The sequence below is a fragment of the Rickettsia sp. Tenjiku01 genome, assembly GCF_001653015.1.
Lineage (GTDB): Bacteria > Pseudomonadota > Alphaproteobacteria > Rickettsiales > Rickettsiaceae > Rickettsia > Rickettsia rickettsii.
In genome coordinates this window covers 1-12976 of sequence record NZ_BCMR01000015.1, presented here as the reverse complement: position 1 = coordinate 12976, position 12976 = coordinate 1, and the positions used below count along the sequence as shown (strand labels likewise).

Genomic DNA, 12976 nt, shown 5'->3' with positions numbered 1-12976 from the left:
ATAACTCTATTTGTTATAACTTCTTAAATTAAGCCAAAAAACAATTATCATGAATTCGCAAAAAACATTACCGCTTCTGCCAAAAGCCACGGCTATATGGTTAATTGAAAATACTTCTTTAACTTTTAAACAAATTGCCGATTTTTGCGGTATTCATGAATTTGAAATAAAAGGTATGGCTGACGGTGAAGTAGCACAATCTATAAAAGGTTTAAATCCAATTGCAAACGGTCAGTTAACTTTAGAGGAAATTGAGCGTTGCAGTAAAGATCCTAATGCTAATTTACAAATTTCATATAGCCCTGCTGATGAATTGATGAAAAATCAGAAAAAACAACGTGCTAAATACACTCCTATAGCAAGACGTCAAGATAAACCGGATGCTATATATTGGTTATTGTCTAATTATCCGAACATCCAAGACCATCAAATAATTAAATTAATAGGTACTACTAAAATTACTATAGATGCTATTAGAACCCGTAGCCATTGGAATATGAATTCTATCCGTCCTCGTGATCCCGTATTACTGGGGATCTGTAGTCAAATAGACCTGAATAAAATAGTAGAAAGCCTAAAGCCTCCACAAAATCCTACAAAAGAATCATAAAATTATACTAACTGCTATCGTGCGAAAAGCTTGCTTACGTGAATTATTTGTGATTGTTACCCCGCCTTGATCAGCGTTATTGCGTGGTTTGTTTATGTCATTCCTGTATAGTCAGAACATTGCTGGATGGACCGGTAAAATCCACTGTGTCACCCCGTGGCTTGACCCACGGGGTCCATAAAGAAATCTAAAATACTATTAATAGTATTTTAAACTAGATTCCGTGGTCAAGCCACGGAATGACAACGGATGCGTTTTTCAATCCACACTGACAATACTTTTCTCACAAACGGATTTTTTATGGATTAGAAAAGTGATTATTGCCTAATAAATCGTTTATCGCTAGGTAAAGTATAACTTTTATCGGTAGAACGATAGGGACAAATATCAATTCCTCCACGCCTAGTATATACTATATAAATAGAAAGACAATCAGGACTTATAGCGTTTTTAATATCTGTAAAAATACGCTCAGCACACTGCTCTGCAAACTCATTACAATTTCTAAAAGATATTAAATATTTCAGAAAAGAATCATATTTTAACTTTTTTCCTTTATATTTTATAACGATTGTACCCCAATCCGGTTGACCGGTTACTAGGCAATTTGATTTGAGTAAATTAGAATTAATCTCTTCTTCTACCAAAACATCTTCATACTCAATTAAACTATTATCGGGTGCACCGTAATTATTGCATACTATATCTAAATCATCGATATTTTTACCGCTTGGAACACCAAATTCTACTTTTGTATTTATAGGAAATATACGTCCTGTTACTTTAGCGTGTGTAACATTACTTAGATCCTGCAAGATAATTCTTTCTAGTTCTTTTACTGATTCAACAACAAAGTTATTAAAAGAATTTAGATATAATTTAAATGATTTTGATTCTACTATATTTTCAGAATCTGTCGGTATATAAAAAGTGCCTACTCCAACCCATGGCTTACCGTTCTTATTAAGACAAGATAGCTCATATGTATTCCAAACATCTACACCGTAAAACGGAAGATTATTACTATTTATTCCAAGTTCGTTTCGATGATTTATACGTGGAATTTTAAATAATAAAGTCACATCATAACTATCTTTATAAGTACTTTTTTTACCAAGTAAAGAAGTAGATAAAGGCATTAATTATGCTCCTTGTGCTAAAATTTCTTTTTGTTGTAACTCATCATATTCTTTTAGCATATAACCACGTCCCCATACTGTGTCGATATAATCTCTACCGCCGGCAGCATCACTTAACTTTTTACGAAGTTTACAAATAAATACGTCAATAATTTTCATTTCCGGTTCATCAACACTACTATATAAGTGATTTAAGAACATTTCTTTAGTTAAGATAGTCCCTCTTCGGAGTATTAATAGCTCTAAAATAGCATATTCTTTGTTCGTCAAATGTACTTTTTTGCCGTCAACTTCTACACTTCTAGTATCTAGGTTTATGCTCACCTTATCAAACCTAAATACTGATGCTGCATGACCTTTAGAACGTCTAACTATAGCTTTAATTCTAGCGATTAATTCCTCTCTTACAAACGGCTTGGTTAGATAATCATCGGCTCCGGAAGAGAACCCAGTAATCTTTTGATACGTATCCGTTAAGCTAGATAAAATTAAGATTGGGGTTTTTATTTTTGCAGCACGCAATCTTAGTAATATCTCAAAACCATTAATATCCGGTAACATAAGGTCTAAGATTACTAGATCATAACCACCAACTTTACCAAGTCTTAAACCTTCTACACCAACTGAAACTTTATCGCAAACTATCCCTTCTGAAGCTAAAGTTAGTTCAATTAAGTTAGCCATTTCCGGCTCGCCTTCAATTAACAAAACTCTCATTATTTTTCTCCATAAAATTCAATTTTTATATTGTGCTATAATTTATAGTTAATTATTATTAACTAAATTATACTTTTTAGTGCTTTATACATTCATTAATAACATAAGTAAAGAATATTTACTCAAATTGATAAAATTTTTACTATTAAGCTCTATCTGTGGTTTAAAAACTATGGCGTTTAAAATGAAATTTATTAAATAATTAAATGATTTTCTTAGTTTTGATGCTCTGACATTTTCTTATGATATAAGGCACCAAAATCTATAGGATCAATCATTAAAGGCTGGAATCCTGCATCTTGAGTACAGCTAGCTATAATTTTTCTGGCAAATGGAAATATCATTGCCGGACAATGAACGGATAATAAAACCGGATGTTGTTCAGAATCAATATTAATTAAATTAAATACTCCAGCATATTTTAATTCTATCTGAAATAATTTATATTTCTCATTTCTTGCAATTGCCTCGATATTTAACTCTACTTCATAGAAATTTTCTTCCGATAAATTAGTAATATTTATATCTAGAGATAAATCAATTTGAGGGCGTTGATCCAAAGCCGCAAGAGAAGACGGGGCAGAAGGGTTCTCAAGAGATAAATCTTTTATATATTGTGCATTAACGGAAATATGCGGCATTGTCTCATTAGTATCGGTGTTTATTGTACTCATAAAAATCCTTATTAAAAATTTAATATAATTTTCTACATAAAAAAGTTATGTTAGCGGTAAAGTTACGCCTACTTGTTTCATATATTTTCCTTGGCGATCGGCATATGAAGTATCACAAATTTGATCACTCTTTAAAAATAAAAACTGACAAGCACCTTCATTTGCATATATTTTAGCAGGTAATGGAGTAGTATTAGAAAACTCTAAAGTTACATGTCCTTCCCACTCCGGTTCTAACGGAGTCACATTTACTATTATACCGCATCTTGCATAAGTGGACTTGCCGACACAAATAACTAATACATCACGCGGTATTTTAAAATATTCTATAGTTCTGCCAAGGGCAAAGCTATTAGGTGGGATAATACACACATCTACTTCTCTATCAACTAAATTATATTCACTGAAATTTTTTGGATCAACCGTAGTAGAATTTATATTGGTGAATATTTTAAATTCATTAGATACTCTAGTATCATAGCCGTAAGAAGATAAGCCGTAAGAAATAATCTTTTCTTTATTATGCACTCTTACCTGCTTTTCCGCAAAGGGCCGTATCATACTGTGATTTATAACAGCTTCTTTTATCCACTTATCTGACATTATAGCCATAATCAAAACTTGATTTAATTAATAAACTAATGATTATAACTCATAATTATTTACAATACAAAATTTTTCTTTAAAACTATAAGTCTGAGACTACTTGAATAATGATAGTGATAATAATACAACATTATATACTTAAAATTAAATTATTACAAATTAAAATAGTTTTTTATTGTCAATTCTGAAAAGAATTATTATATTATAGTGTAGTTGATTTATATTTATTAATACTAAAAATTTATTTTGTATAGTAATATTTTATTTAAGTTTATAGGAGCTTTATTAAAGTGAAAAAATTATTATTAGCTGCAAGTATTATTTGCCTTGCATCGGCTGGTCTTGCCGAAGAAAATCCAACACCTGTTATTTCTAATTCTGATACTGAAATAAAATTAGAAGGATTCTATTTATTTGAAAACGGTTATATTAAACAGGATCATTTAATTTTATTTGATAAAAATGTAACTGATAACAGGAAAAAGCTAGGGTTTTACACGGAAGCAGCGTTTGCGGCCACTATTGCTAAAACTATCAATGATGTAATAGCAGGTGCTAAAATAGTGCTTCAGCCTACTACAAGAGCAAAAACCTCTACAAGTTATAATGGATCACATATATTTATTGAAACTAGTTACGGTAAAGTAGAACTAGGCTCTCCTGCTGATGCAAGCGCTAAGTTGCGTATTACCGGTAGTCAAGTAACCGCAGGTACCGGAGGATGGTCTAGATATGCTCTACTTGACGGTCAATATATGCGATATAATGGTTTAAAATCGGATTTTGATACTAATGCTAGCTTTTATCTTGAGTCATACTCTAATTCTTTTAATCAAATCAATGATAAAGCTGAGAGAGCTAGAAGATTGAATTTTTTCACGCCTAAAATGAAAGGCTTCCAAGCCGGAGTTTCTTATACTCCCGATACTGCTAATACAGGCGGTAATAGAGATATAAATAATTTAACGTTTGAAAGCTCAGGCAGAAACGGAGTTAGTGTTTCTAAAACCGGAATAAAGACGGTTAAATTAGAAAATAACGAAACCATGACTATTAATCAGAATATTAGGGATGCTTTTTCTGCCGGCTTAACTTATGAACATGAAATTAGCGAAGATGCAGATTTAAAACTATCTGTCACCGGAGAATACGGTAAACCTGCTCGTCGTCTTATTCATGCTAAAATGGACGGAACTACAATTCAAGTACTTAATACCTATAAGCTTTCTAATTTAAAAGCATATAATCTTGGAGCTGTATTTACTTATGGTAATTTCTCTTGTGGTGCTTCTTACGGTAATTTAGGTAAAAGCTTAACCGCTAAGGAATATTATAAAGTCGGTCGTGATACCTATTATTACAATGGAGCAGTTGCTTATGGACAAGGACCTATAAAAACAAGTCTTGAATATCTTAAAACTTCAAGATATAAAAACACCGTTGATGCTGTAAGCCTCGCTACTGAATATAAGATCATGCCTGGTTTATTACCATATGCTGAAATTTCTCATTTCCAAGCTAAAGGTAAGCCTGTATATTACCCTGAAGCACCTAGTAAAACAACACGAGGTACTGTTGGTCTTATAGGCACAAAACTTAAGTTTTAATTATTAATAAATTAATTGCCATCACTATTATAATCAAGGTTTAGAGTAATCTTATGCCTTGATTATAATATTTTTTAATTGAACGATCAATAAACTTTATAGTTCCGTCGTTGTAATAATCTTGTTTTCTCTTCTGTTAAATCTTTAAACCATTCTATTAGCTTACAGTGCTCTAATTCTTGTCAAATTATGCTTAGCTTTTGTACTTCAAGTACCGGGGCCAAACCTTGAAAAATTTATGCTATACTGCCTTTTGATTAAATAAAATTATATATTTTACTTTTTTTTATTTTTAGGTATTGATTTTCTCTGATTACCATATATTGTGATATATGATTTTTATTATTTTAAAACAGGAGTAACACTATGAATCATGCTCAATTTACAAGCTCAGGATATTCCTTTGTAAAAGGATTAAAAGCAGTTTACAAGATATGCAACCGCTTCTAAATTATTATTTAAAGATGCATATAATTTTGTAGTTCCAACTTAAAAAATATTTACAATATTACATGCTTTAAATATTCAGAAAGTCTATACAAAAGACAGGGATTTTGAGGCAGCATTGAAGTTTTTTAATATGCAACAGGATAATTCTCTAAAGATATGTAACTCAGAACATCGAAAACCAGCATCAGAGGACAATGAAAATCTTTTCCCTCCTATATTAAATGTATTTAAAAACATGATGGAAACCATTATAGATAAATATATTACTGCAATCCCTCATTTAATGATTATAGGTTTTACCTTAAAAAAACTTCAAACCCCAACCACGTTATAAGCAAATTTGATGCAATAAAGGTACCAGCACTTATGGCTGCCACTATCGAAAAACCTTTAATAGATACAATTAGAGAGGATTGTTCTACTATAATTCAATTTTTCAAAGATAGTAATACGCTATTAACTGGTGTTTATAACCTTTTCGGTAATAATAATGAAAATTTTACATATTATCAATTAGAGGAAGGGGTTATTAGGATGATCAAGTTGATGTTATAGGAGTATAAAAACTTTTAATAATAGAACGGTACAAGCGAATTTATAAATAATTGTATAAAACCATATAAAATATGCTATTTTTTTGTATATACTCAATCTTTATTATAATTATGATGAAAATCTATTATTTTTTGGGAAGCCCATAGGAGGTAATTTACCGGTACTACCTCTTTTGCCTAAAAATGCAACAATGTTTTTCTCAAGTTTTACTTTTCCATTGTTATTCCAACCTAAGCCGTCTTCTTTATTGAATATTTTAATATCTAGAAGCTTAGCATTCTTAAATTTTTGCAGCGTTACACCTTGCCCTTTTTTCATTTCAGGTATTTCATCTATATTAAATACCAGTAATTTACGACTTTCACCGATACAAGCAATACTATCCCCGTTTACAGGTAAACAAGCTATACATACATGACCATCCGGTACATTCATAATTTGCTTTCCTGTTTTTGTTTGAGCCATTACTTCATTTGAATTAACTAAAAACCCCTTACCTACACTACTTGCAAGTAATAAAAGCTGATCAGGTTTATAGACTAAAATATTCGTAATATCGTTATTACCTATATCCACAAGTAGCTTTATAGATTCCCCTGTTCCTTTACCTTTGGAAATATTATCGGCAAGCAAAGTAAAAAATCTGCCTTTTGAATTAACTATTAATATTTTATCAGTCGTGTAAGCTTCTAAAATAAATTTTTCTGCATCACCTTCTTTATATTTGATAGTCGATAAATCGGTGTTATGACCTTTTAACGAACGCACCCACCCCATTTTTGAGCAGATAATAGTAATCGGCTCTTTAGTAATGAAAGCCGTTATATCAACTACTTGATTCGTAAGCGTTACTTCCTCAAAGCTTGTACGCCTTGCTCCTATTACCGTATTTAATCCAAATTTCGTTTGTACTGTTTTGATTTCTTTTTTAACTATTTTCCATAGTTCTTTAGGATTATTTAGAATGTCTTCTAATATAGCTTGTTGCTTCTGCAAATTACTATGCTCATTAATAATTTCCTGCTCTTCAAGCTTGCGAAGCGAGCGAAGACGGGTATTTAATATCGCTTCTACTTGTATTTCGGTTAGTTTAAACCGCTCCATCATTATCGCTTTTGGCTCATCTTCTTCACGAATAATTTTAATTATCTCATCAAGATTTAGATAAGCTATCCTAAGCCCTTTTAGAATTTCTAAACGATGCTTGATTTTGTTTAAAAGATAAGTTGATCTGCGAGTAACAATATTTTGTCTATGATATAGAAACTCTTGTAAAATCTCTAAAATATTCATTACTCTCGGCACGTTATTACTGCCGATCACATTCATATTTAACTGAATGCGGCTTTCTAAATTCGTTAGCTTGAATAGAGATTCCATAACTATTTGCGGATCACATCCCCGATCTCGCGGCTCTATAACCAACCTTATAATGTCTGTTGATTCATCTCTAATATTGCTAACAAGGGGAATTTTTTTATCCTTTAGTAATATTGCTATTTGTTCTATAAGTTTTGATTTCTGAACCTGATAAGGTATCTCGGTTACGACTATCTGATATGTACCGTAACTTAGCTCCTCTTTTTCCCATCTGCTTCTCACTCTAAGACTACCGCGTCCAGTAGTATATGCAGCATTAATAACTTCAGCTTTATCAATAATTATGCCGCCGGTCGGAAAATCAGGACCTTTGACAAAGTGCATTATATCGTTAATTTCAGCTTTCGGATGGTTGATTAAATGTATTAGAGCATCACAAAGCTCATGTAAATTATGCGGCGGTATATTGGTTGCCATACCGACTGCTATCCCTTCAGAACCATTAGCTAGTAAATTCGGAAAACTTGCCGGCATTATTACCGGTTCTAAATCGGAACCATCATAAGTAGGGCGAACATCTACCGTATCTTTATCGATGTCCTCCATTAATAACGTACATATGTCCGTCATACGTGATTCGGTATAACGCATAGCTGCTGCATTATCACCGTCGATAGAGCCGAAATTACCCTGCCCATCAATTAAAGGATAACGCAACGAAAAATGCTGAGCAAGGCGTACCAAGGTATCATACACTGCCACATCACCGTGCGGGTGGTATTTACCTATTACATCACCGACCACCCTCGCACATTTTTTATAGCCGGAATTCGGCTCAAGCCTTAACTGTAGCATTGCGTATAATAACCTACGATGTACAGGCTTGAGTCCGTCACGTACGTCAGGAAGCGAACGTGACATAATTGTTGATAACGCATAAGCAAGATAACGCTCTGATAATGCATTACCAAAGTCAATATTTTCTATTTTAGCTTCTTTCATAAGTTATTTAGTTTTTATTTATAATCATTGCGAGCAGTCGTTGTTGCGTGGTTCTATATGTCATTCCTGCGAAAGCAGGAATCCAGAAAAAAAGTATAAACACAGCAAATTCTTAAAATTAAAAGCTCGACTTATCTCGCTTTATGATGGATTTCTGCTTTCGCAGGAATGACATAAGAGTATACAAATATCACTTCAACACACAACTCTGCTTATTATAAGCTAATTTCTTACAAACCGCTTTAGCTTGACTAAGACTACCATAATCACCGGCTAAGATTAAATAGAAAAATTTGCCGTCGTCATATTTAACTTTTTTGGTTGTGATAACAACATTTTTAAGAATTTTCGGGAATTGCTTTTTTATTCTTTCCCCTTCTTGCATTGCTTCTGCTTCAGATTTTACCGAACCTAGTTGTACTTTATAACTTTCATTATTTTTACAATTTTTAGCATTACTAACCTTATCTTTACTTCCTTTTTCAAGCTTTATTATATTTAAATCCGTTTCATTTTTGGAGTTATTATTTGGCTCTATTAATGCAATAAGGTTAGATATTTCATCAAAAGATTCATCGCTTTGACTTTGGTTGCGAGAATCTATACTCATAGGTTTCTCAGGATCAGGAAGCAATTTTACGGTTTTAATATTTGTATCTTTAGCAATAAGATTTTCATATATCGTACTATGTACTGCGGCTATTTGGTTATTTTCTATTATAGACGGTTTTATTTTTGTAGGCAGCTCATCAGGATAAATAGTAATTACCGGCTTGCTATTCTGATAATATTGATAACCAAAATAAATAGCGGATATACATACTAAAAATACTAGAAATATTTTAATAAAAATATTATTGATCATATTTAGTAAATTGATAATAGAAAAACGTCATTGCGAGGAAAAATTGTAAGTTTTGACGAAGCACTCTCAGGAGTATTATTTCATCAGATTGCCATGCAGCCTACGGCTGCTCACAATAACGACTCGGTATCCACATGAGCAATACCTCCTTGCAATGACGATGAAAACCTAACTACATTTTGTTCATTGGTTCTACACCTATCACTTCGAGACCACTAGCTATAACTTTCTGTATGGCACTTGCAAGAGCAAGGCGTGCTAGAGTTAATTCTTTATTGCTCTCAATTACAAATCTATAATCGCTATTTTCTTTACCGAAATTCCACATAGAATGAAATTTTGAGGCTAAATTTATTAAATAAAATGCGATGCGATGCGGTTCAAAATATTTTGCAGATGCTTCTAATGTTTTTGTCCAACTAGCCAAAAGTTTTATAATCTCAATTTCTTCTTCAGAGGATAATAAAGATAAATCATACTTACCTGATTCAAAGTTATTATAAGATTCAGGCATTAATTCTCTAGCTTTTGATAAAATAGATATCGTTCTCACATGTGCATATTGTACATAAAAGATAGGATTTTCTCTTGATTGTTCTTTCACTTTTACCAAATCAAAATCAAGTGGCTTATCATTTTGTCTAGTCAACATCATAAATCTTATGATATCTTTCCCCACCTCATGATTTACGTCTTGCACACTAGCAAAGCTCCCAAGACGTTTTGACATTTTAACCGGTACACCGTTTTCAACGAAATTGACCAATTGACAGATTTTAACGTCCACTTTAACCTGCTCCTTACCTAAAGCTTTAACTATTGCCTCAATTCTTTTAACATATCCACTATGATCGGCACCAAGTACATAAATTAAGTGATTCGCTCCCCGCTCTATTTTATCCTTAGCATATGCAAGATCAGAAGCAAAATAAGACCAACTTCCATCAGCTTTTTCTATAGGACGATCTTGACTATCACCGTACCTAGTAGATTTAAATAATTTTTGAACTCTATTATCCCACTCTTCGTGAATTTTACCTTTAGGGGCAGGTAACGTACCTTCATAAATGAGCCCCATACGCTCCAGTAGTTTAACTGTTTCCTCTATCTCACCTTTATCATGCAATGATTGCTCAGAGAAAAATATATCATGTTTAATCCCTAAATCTGCTAAATCTTTTCTATTTAAATCAAGCATTTTTTCTACGGCAAAACTTTTAATTATTTTGAACCTTTCAGCATAGTTCATCGTTAATAATTTATTGCCGTATTCTTTCGCTAAAATTTGCCCAAGCGGAATTAAATACTCTCCCGGATATAACCCGGCAGGGATAGTAATTTGCTCACCTAAAGCCTCTTTATAACGTAATAATACCGTACTAACTAAATCATTTATTTGTGAGCCTGCATCATTAACATAATATTCTTTTGTAACGGAATAACTTACCTTTTGCAAAATCCTTGCTAGCACATCACCATATACCGCACCCCTAGCATGCCCTATATGCATTGGACCGGTGGGATTTGCCGAAACATACTCGATGTTAATATTTCTGCTTTTATCTATATCAATTTCAAAAAACTTTTCTTCATGCTGTAAAATATCCTTTATTGATGCCTGCCAACTATCAGCTTTTATAGTAAAATTAATAAAGCCCGGTCCTGCTATTTCTATACTTGCAATATAAGGTAATGTTATAAGGACTTCTTTAAATTTTAAAGCCACTTCCCGAGGAGCAATACTTTCTTTAGCTGCAATAATCATTGCAATATTACTTGATAAATCACCGTTAAAACTATCTTTCGGTATTTCAATAGTAGCAATATTTGCTATTTCTTGATTATTATATAATTGCCTGCTTGCCACAATTATATCTTGTTTCAATTGATTAAATATATTCATAATTATTAAATGTTATTAAAATTCAGCGAATAGAATTCTTACAAACGCTCGCTAATAAGGAGGAATTTGTAGGAGACACAGAACGCAGCACTGCAGCGTACACTTTAGTACGTGAGGATGCGAGTACCGGAGCGACGCACAAATTACCCTTAGAAGCAAGTTATGTAGGAAGTCGAGCAGAGCTGATTATATTCCTGAATGGCAAAACGGTCAGTCATCCCTGCTATATAATCAGCAACAACTCTAGCTTTACTATATGTTTCATTAGAGTCTATTAGCATTTTCCAATTAACCGGCAATAAATTAATATCATCCATATAAACCTTAAACAGACCTTGTACGATTTTAGTACATTTAAGGCTGATGGCTGTAATTTTATTACTTTTATAAACTCGCTCATGAAGAAACTTCTTAGTTTCCTTAATATTTTTATTAGTTTTTTCCGTAAAATCCACTATCTGATAATTTAAGTTACGTATCTCATCTATGTTAGTAATTTTTTCTTTATTTAAATTTTCTTTTGTTTGCCATAATAAATCGGTAATTAACTCATGTATTAGCTTACGTACTACCTCATAAATCAGACATGAGGAACTAATATTTTTAAATTTTGACTTGAGTTCAACAACATGTTGATCAATATATTTAAGTTCAGCAAGACTATTAAAATCGATAATTTTAGCACCGATACTATCTTCCAAATCATGCGAAATATAGCTAATATCATCGGCAAGAGCTGCTATTTGAGCCTCTGCTGATGCATAGGTACTAAGTTCTAAATCATTTTGCTTATTATACTCTGCTATATATTCATTTATCTCGCCTAGTATAGGACCGTTATGTTTTACTATTCCTTCTAAAACTTCCCATGTTAAATTTACTCCATTATAAGCCGCATATCTTTTTTCAAGTAATGTTAGTATCTTTAAAGATTGAGCATTATGAGAAAAGCCGTTATACTCTCTCATACATTCATTTAAAGCCCGCTCTCCCGCATGACCGAAAGGCGTATGCCCAAGATCGTGAGCAAGTGCTATTGTCTCAGCTAAATCATTTGATAAATTTAAAGTACTAGCGACCGAACGTGCAACAGTCGAAACCTCTAGAGAATGAGTTAGCCTATTTCTGTAATGATCTCCCTCGTGATTAATAAAAACTTGAGTTTTATATTGCAAACGCCTAAATGCATTAGTATGTATAATGCGATCACGATCACGTTCAAACTCGTTTCTATAAGAGGTCGGGATTTCCTTATATAATCTTCCCCTACTTTTAAGAGGATCAGAAGCGTATGAAGCAAGCATCGTTATCCTTTATTTTGAAAGACGTTGTGGTGGTTCTAACTTTTCGTCATTGCGAGGAAATTGCATAGCAATTGACGAAGCAATCTCAGGAGTTTGTTATTATTTCATGAGATTACCACGCAGCCTACGGCTGCTCGCAATGCCGATTGGGTATCCACACAACAAACCAACTTGAAAAATATCAAGATATACTATATAATTTATGAGACTTTTACAAGGTAATT

12 protein-coding genes and 1 pseudogene are annotated in these 12976 nt (G+C 32.6%); 5 read left to right on the top strand and 8 right to left on the bottom strand.

Annotated elements, in window-relative coordinates:
* Positions 1–49 precede the first annotated feature (49 nt).
* Positions 50–610 carry a cell cycle transcriptional regulator TrcR gene (locus TENJIKU01_RS04740; RefSeq protein WP_014120489.1) on the top strand — a complete coding sequence of 187 codons (561 nt, stop codon included), beginning with the start codon at positions 50–52 and terminating at the stop codon, positions 608–610.
* A gap of 317 nt (positions 611–927) precedes the next feature.
* On the opposite strand, the gene queF is transcribed toward TENJIKU01_RS04740, so the two are convergent.
* The 4 genes from queF to dcd form a co-directional block, all read right to left on the bottom strand.
* Positions 928–1749: an NADPH-dependent 7-cyano-7-deazaguanine reductase QueF gene (queF, locus tag TENJIKU01_RS04735; RefSeq protein ID WP_064429394.1), complete on the bottom strand. Its 822-nt coding sequence runs from the start codon at positions 1747–1749 to the stop codon at positions 928–930.
* 3 nt (positions 1750–1752) lie between these two features.
* Positions 1753–2466 (bottom strand): response regulator transcription factor CtrA, encoded by a 714-nt coding sequence (ctrA, locus tag TENJIKU01_RS04730; protein ID WP_064429393.1) that lies wholly within the window; start codon positions 2464–2466, stop codon positions 1753–1755.
* 215 nt (positions 2467–2681) lie between these two features.
* The gene (secB, locus tag TENJIKU01_RS04725; RefSeq protein WP_004996787.1) at positions 2682–3140 is read right to left on the bottom strand and encodes a protein-export chaperone SecB; all 459 of its coding nucleotides are present in this window, start codon (positions 3138–3140) and stop codon (positions 2682–2684) included.
* A gap of 45 nt (positions 3141–3185) precedes the next feature.
* Entirely contained in the window at positions 3186–3752 is a 567-nt protein-coding gene (gene dcd, locus TENJIKU01_RS04720) for a dCTP deaminase (protein WP_064429392.1), read from the bottom strand.
* A gap of 284 nt (positions 3753–4036) precedes the next feature.
* Here dcd and TENJIKU01_RS04715 point away from each other — a divergent pair, with 284 nt between their 5' ends.
* The 3 genes from TENJIKU01_RS04715 (at position 4037) to TENJIKU01_RS09755 (ending at position 6358) form a co-directional block, all read left to right on the top strand.
* Complete coding sequence (locus TENJIKU01_RS04715; RefSeq protein ID WP_064429391.1) at positions 4037–5353, top strand: porin; 1317 nt, start codon at positions 4037–4039, stop codon at positions 5351–5353.
* A 580-nt stretch (positions 5354–5933) separates the two neighbouring features.
* Positions 5934–6137, top strand: a complete 204-nt coding sequence (locus TENJIKU01_RS09760) for a hypothetical protein (RefSeq protein ID WP_064429390.1) — start codon at positions 5934–5936, stop codon at positions 6135–6137.
* 32 nt (positions 6138–6169) lie between these two features.
* A complete protein-coding gene (locus TENJIKU01_RS09755; protein ID WP_064429389.1) occupies positions 6170–6358 on the top strand; it encodes a hypothetical protein in 189 nt (62 codons plus the stop codon).
* 108 nt (positions 6359–6466) lie between these two features.
* Here the strand turns inward: TENJIKU01_RS09755 and parC are convergent, their stop codons facing one another.
* The 3 genes from parC to argS all read right to left on the bottom strand — a co-directional run bounded on the left by parC (position 6467) and on the right by argS (position 11448).
* On the bottom strand, positions 6467–8680 hold the full coding sequence (parC, locus tag TENJIKU01_RS04700; RefSeq protein WP_064429388.1) for a DNA topoisomerase IV subunit A: 2214 nt from the start codon (positions 8678–8680) through the stop codon (positions 6467–6469).
* A 190-nt stretch (positions 8681–8870) separates the two neighbouring features.
* A complete protein-coding gene (locus TENJIKU01_RS04695) occupies positions 8871–9545 on the bottom strand; it encodes an SPOR domain-containing protein (RefSeq protein ID WP_064429387.1) in 675 nt (224 codons plus the stop codon).
* A 172-nt stretch (positions 9546–9717) separates the two neighbouring features.
* Positions 9718–11448 (bottom strand): arginine--tRNA ligase, encoded by a 1731-nt coding sequence (argS, locus tag TENJIKU01_RS04690; protein WP_064429386.1) that lies wholly within the window; start codon positions 11446–11448, stop codon positions 9718–9720.
* A gap of 29 nt (positions 11449–11477) precedes the next feature.
* Here argS and TENJIKU01_RS07710 point away from each other — a divergent pair.
* Positions 11478–11684 (top strand): annotated as a pseudogene (locus tag TENJIKU01_RS07710) (palindromic element RPE1 domain-containing protein); the annotation flags it as partial.
* On the opposite strand, the gene TENJIKU01_RS04685 reads toward TENJIKU01_RS07710, so the two are convergent.
* The gene (locus TENJIKU01_RS04685) at positions 11598–12752 is read right to left on the bottom strand and encodes a deoxyguanosinetriphosphate triphosphohydrolase (RefSeq protein ID WP_016917570.1); all 1155 of its coding nucleotides are present in this window, start codon (positions 12750–12752) and stop codon (positions 11598–11600) included. The pseudogene TENJIKU01_RS07710 and the gene TENJIKU01_RS04685 overlap by 87 nt on opposite strands.
* Between the last annotated feature and the right edge of the window lie 224 nt (positions 12753–12976).

What these genes read in the sequence shown, in the direction of transcription:
- secB (WP_004996787.1), bottom strand. Translation starts at nt 3,140, where the DNA reads ATGAGTACAATAAACACCGATACTAATGAGACAATGCCGCATATTTCC.
- dcd (WP_064429392.1), bottom strand. Translation starts at nt 3,752, where the DNA reads ATGGCTATAATGTCAGATAAGTGGATAAAAGAAGCTGTTATAAATCAC.
- TENJIKU01_RS04740 (WP_014120489.1), top strand. Translation starts at nt 50, where the DNA reads ATGAATTCGCAAAAAACATTACCGCTTCTGCCAAAAGCCACGGCTATA.
- argS (WP_064429386.1), bottom strand. Translation starts at nt 11,448, where the DNA reads ATGAATATATTTAATCAATTGAAACAAGATATAATTGTGGCAAGCAGG.
- TENJIKU01_RS09760 (WP_064429390.1), top strand. Translation starts at nt 5,934, where the DNA reads ATGCAACAGGATAATTCTCTAAAGATATGTAACTCAGAACATCGAAAA.
- TENJIKU01_RS04695 (WP_064429387.1), bottom strand. Translation starts at nt 9,545, where the DNA reads ATGATCAATAATATTTTTATTAAAATATTTCTAGTATTTTTAGTATGT.
- TENJIKU01_RS09755 (WP_064429389.1), top strand. Translation starts at nt 6,170, where the DNA reads ATGGCTGCCACTATCGAAAAACCTTTAATAGATACAATTAGAGAGGAT.
- ctrA (WP_064429393.1), bottom strand. Translation starts at nt 2,466, where the DNA reads ATGAGAGTTTTGTTAATTGAAGGCGAGCCGGAAATGGCTAACTTAATT.
- queF (WP_064429394.1), bottom strand. Translation starts at nt 1,749, where the DNA reads ATGCCTTTATCTACTTCTTTACTTGGTAAAAAAAGTACTTATAAAGAT.
- parC (WP_064429388.1), bottom strand. Translation starts at nt 8,680, where the DNA reads ATGAAAGAAGCTAAAATAGAAAATATTGACTTTGGTAATGCATTATCA.
- TENJIKU01_RS04685 (WP_016917570.1), bottom strand. Translation starts at nt 12,752, where the DNA reads ATGCTTGCTTCATACGCTTCTGATCCTCTTAAAAGTAGGGGAAGATTA.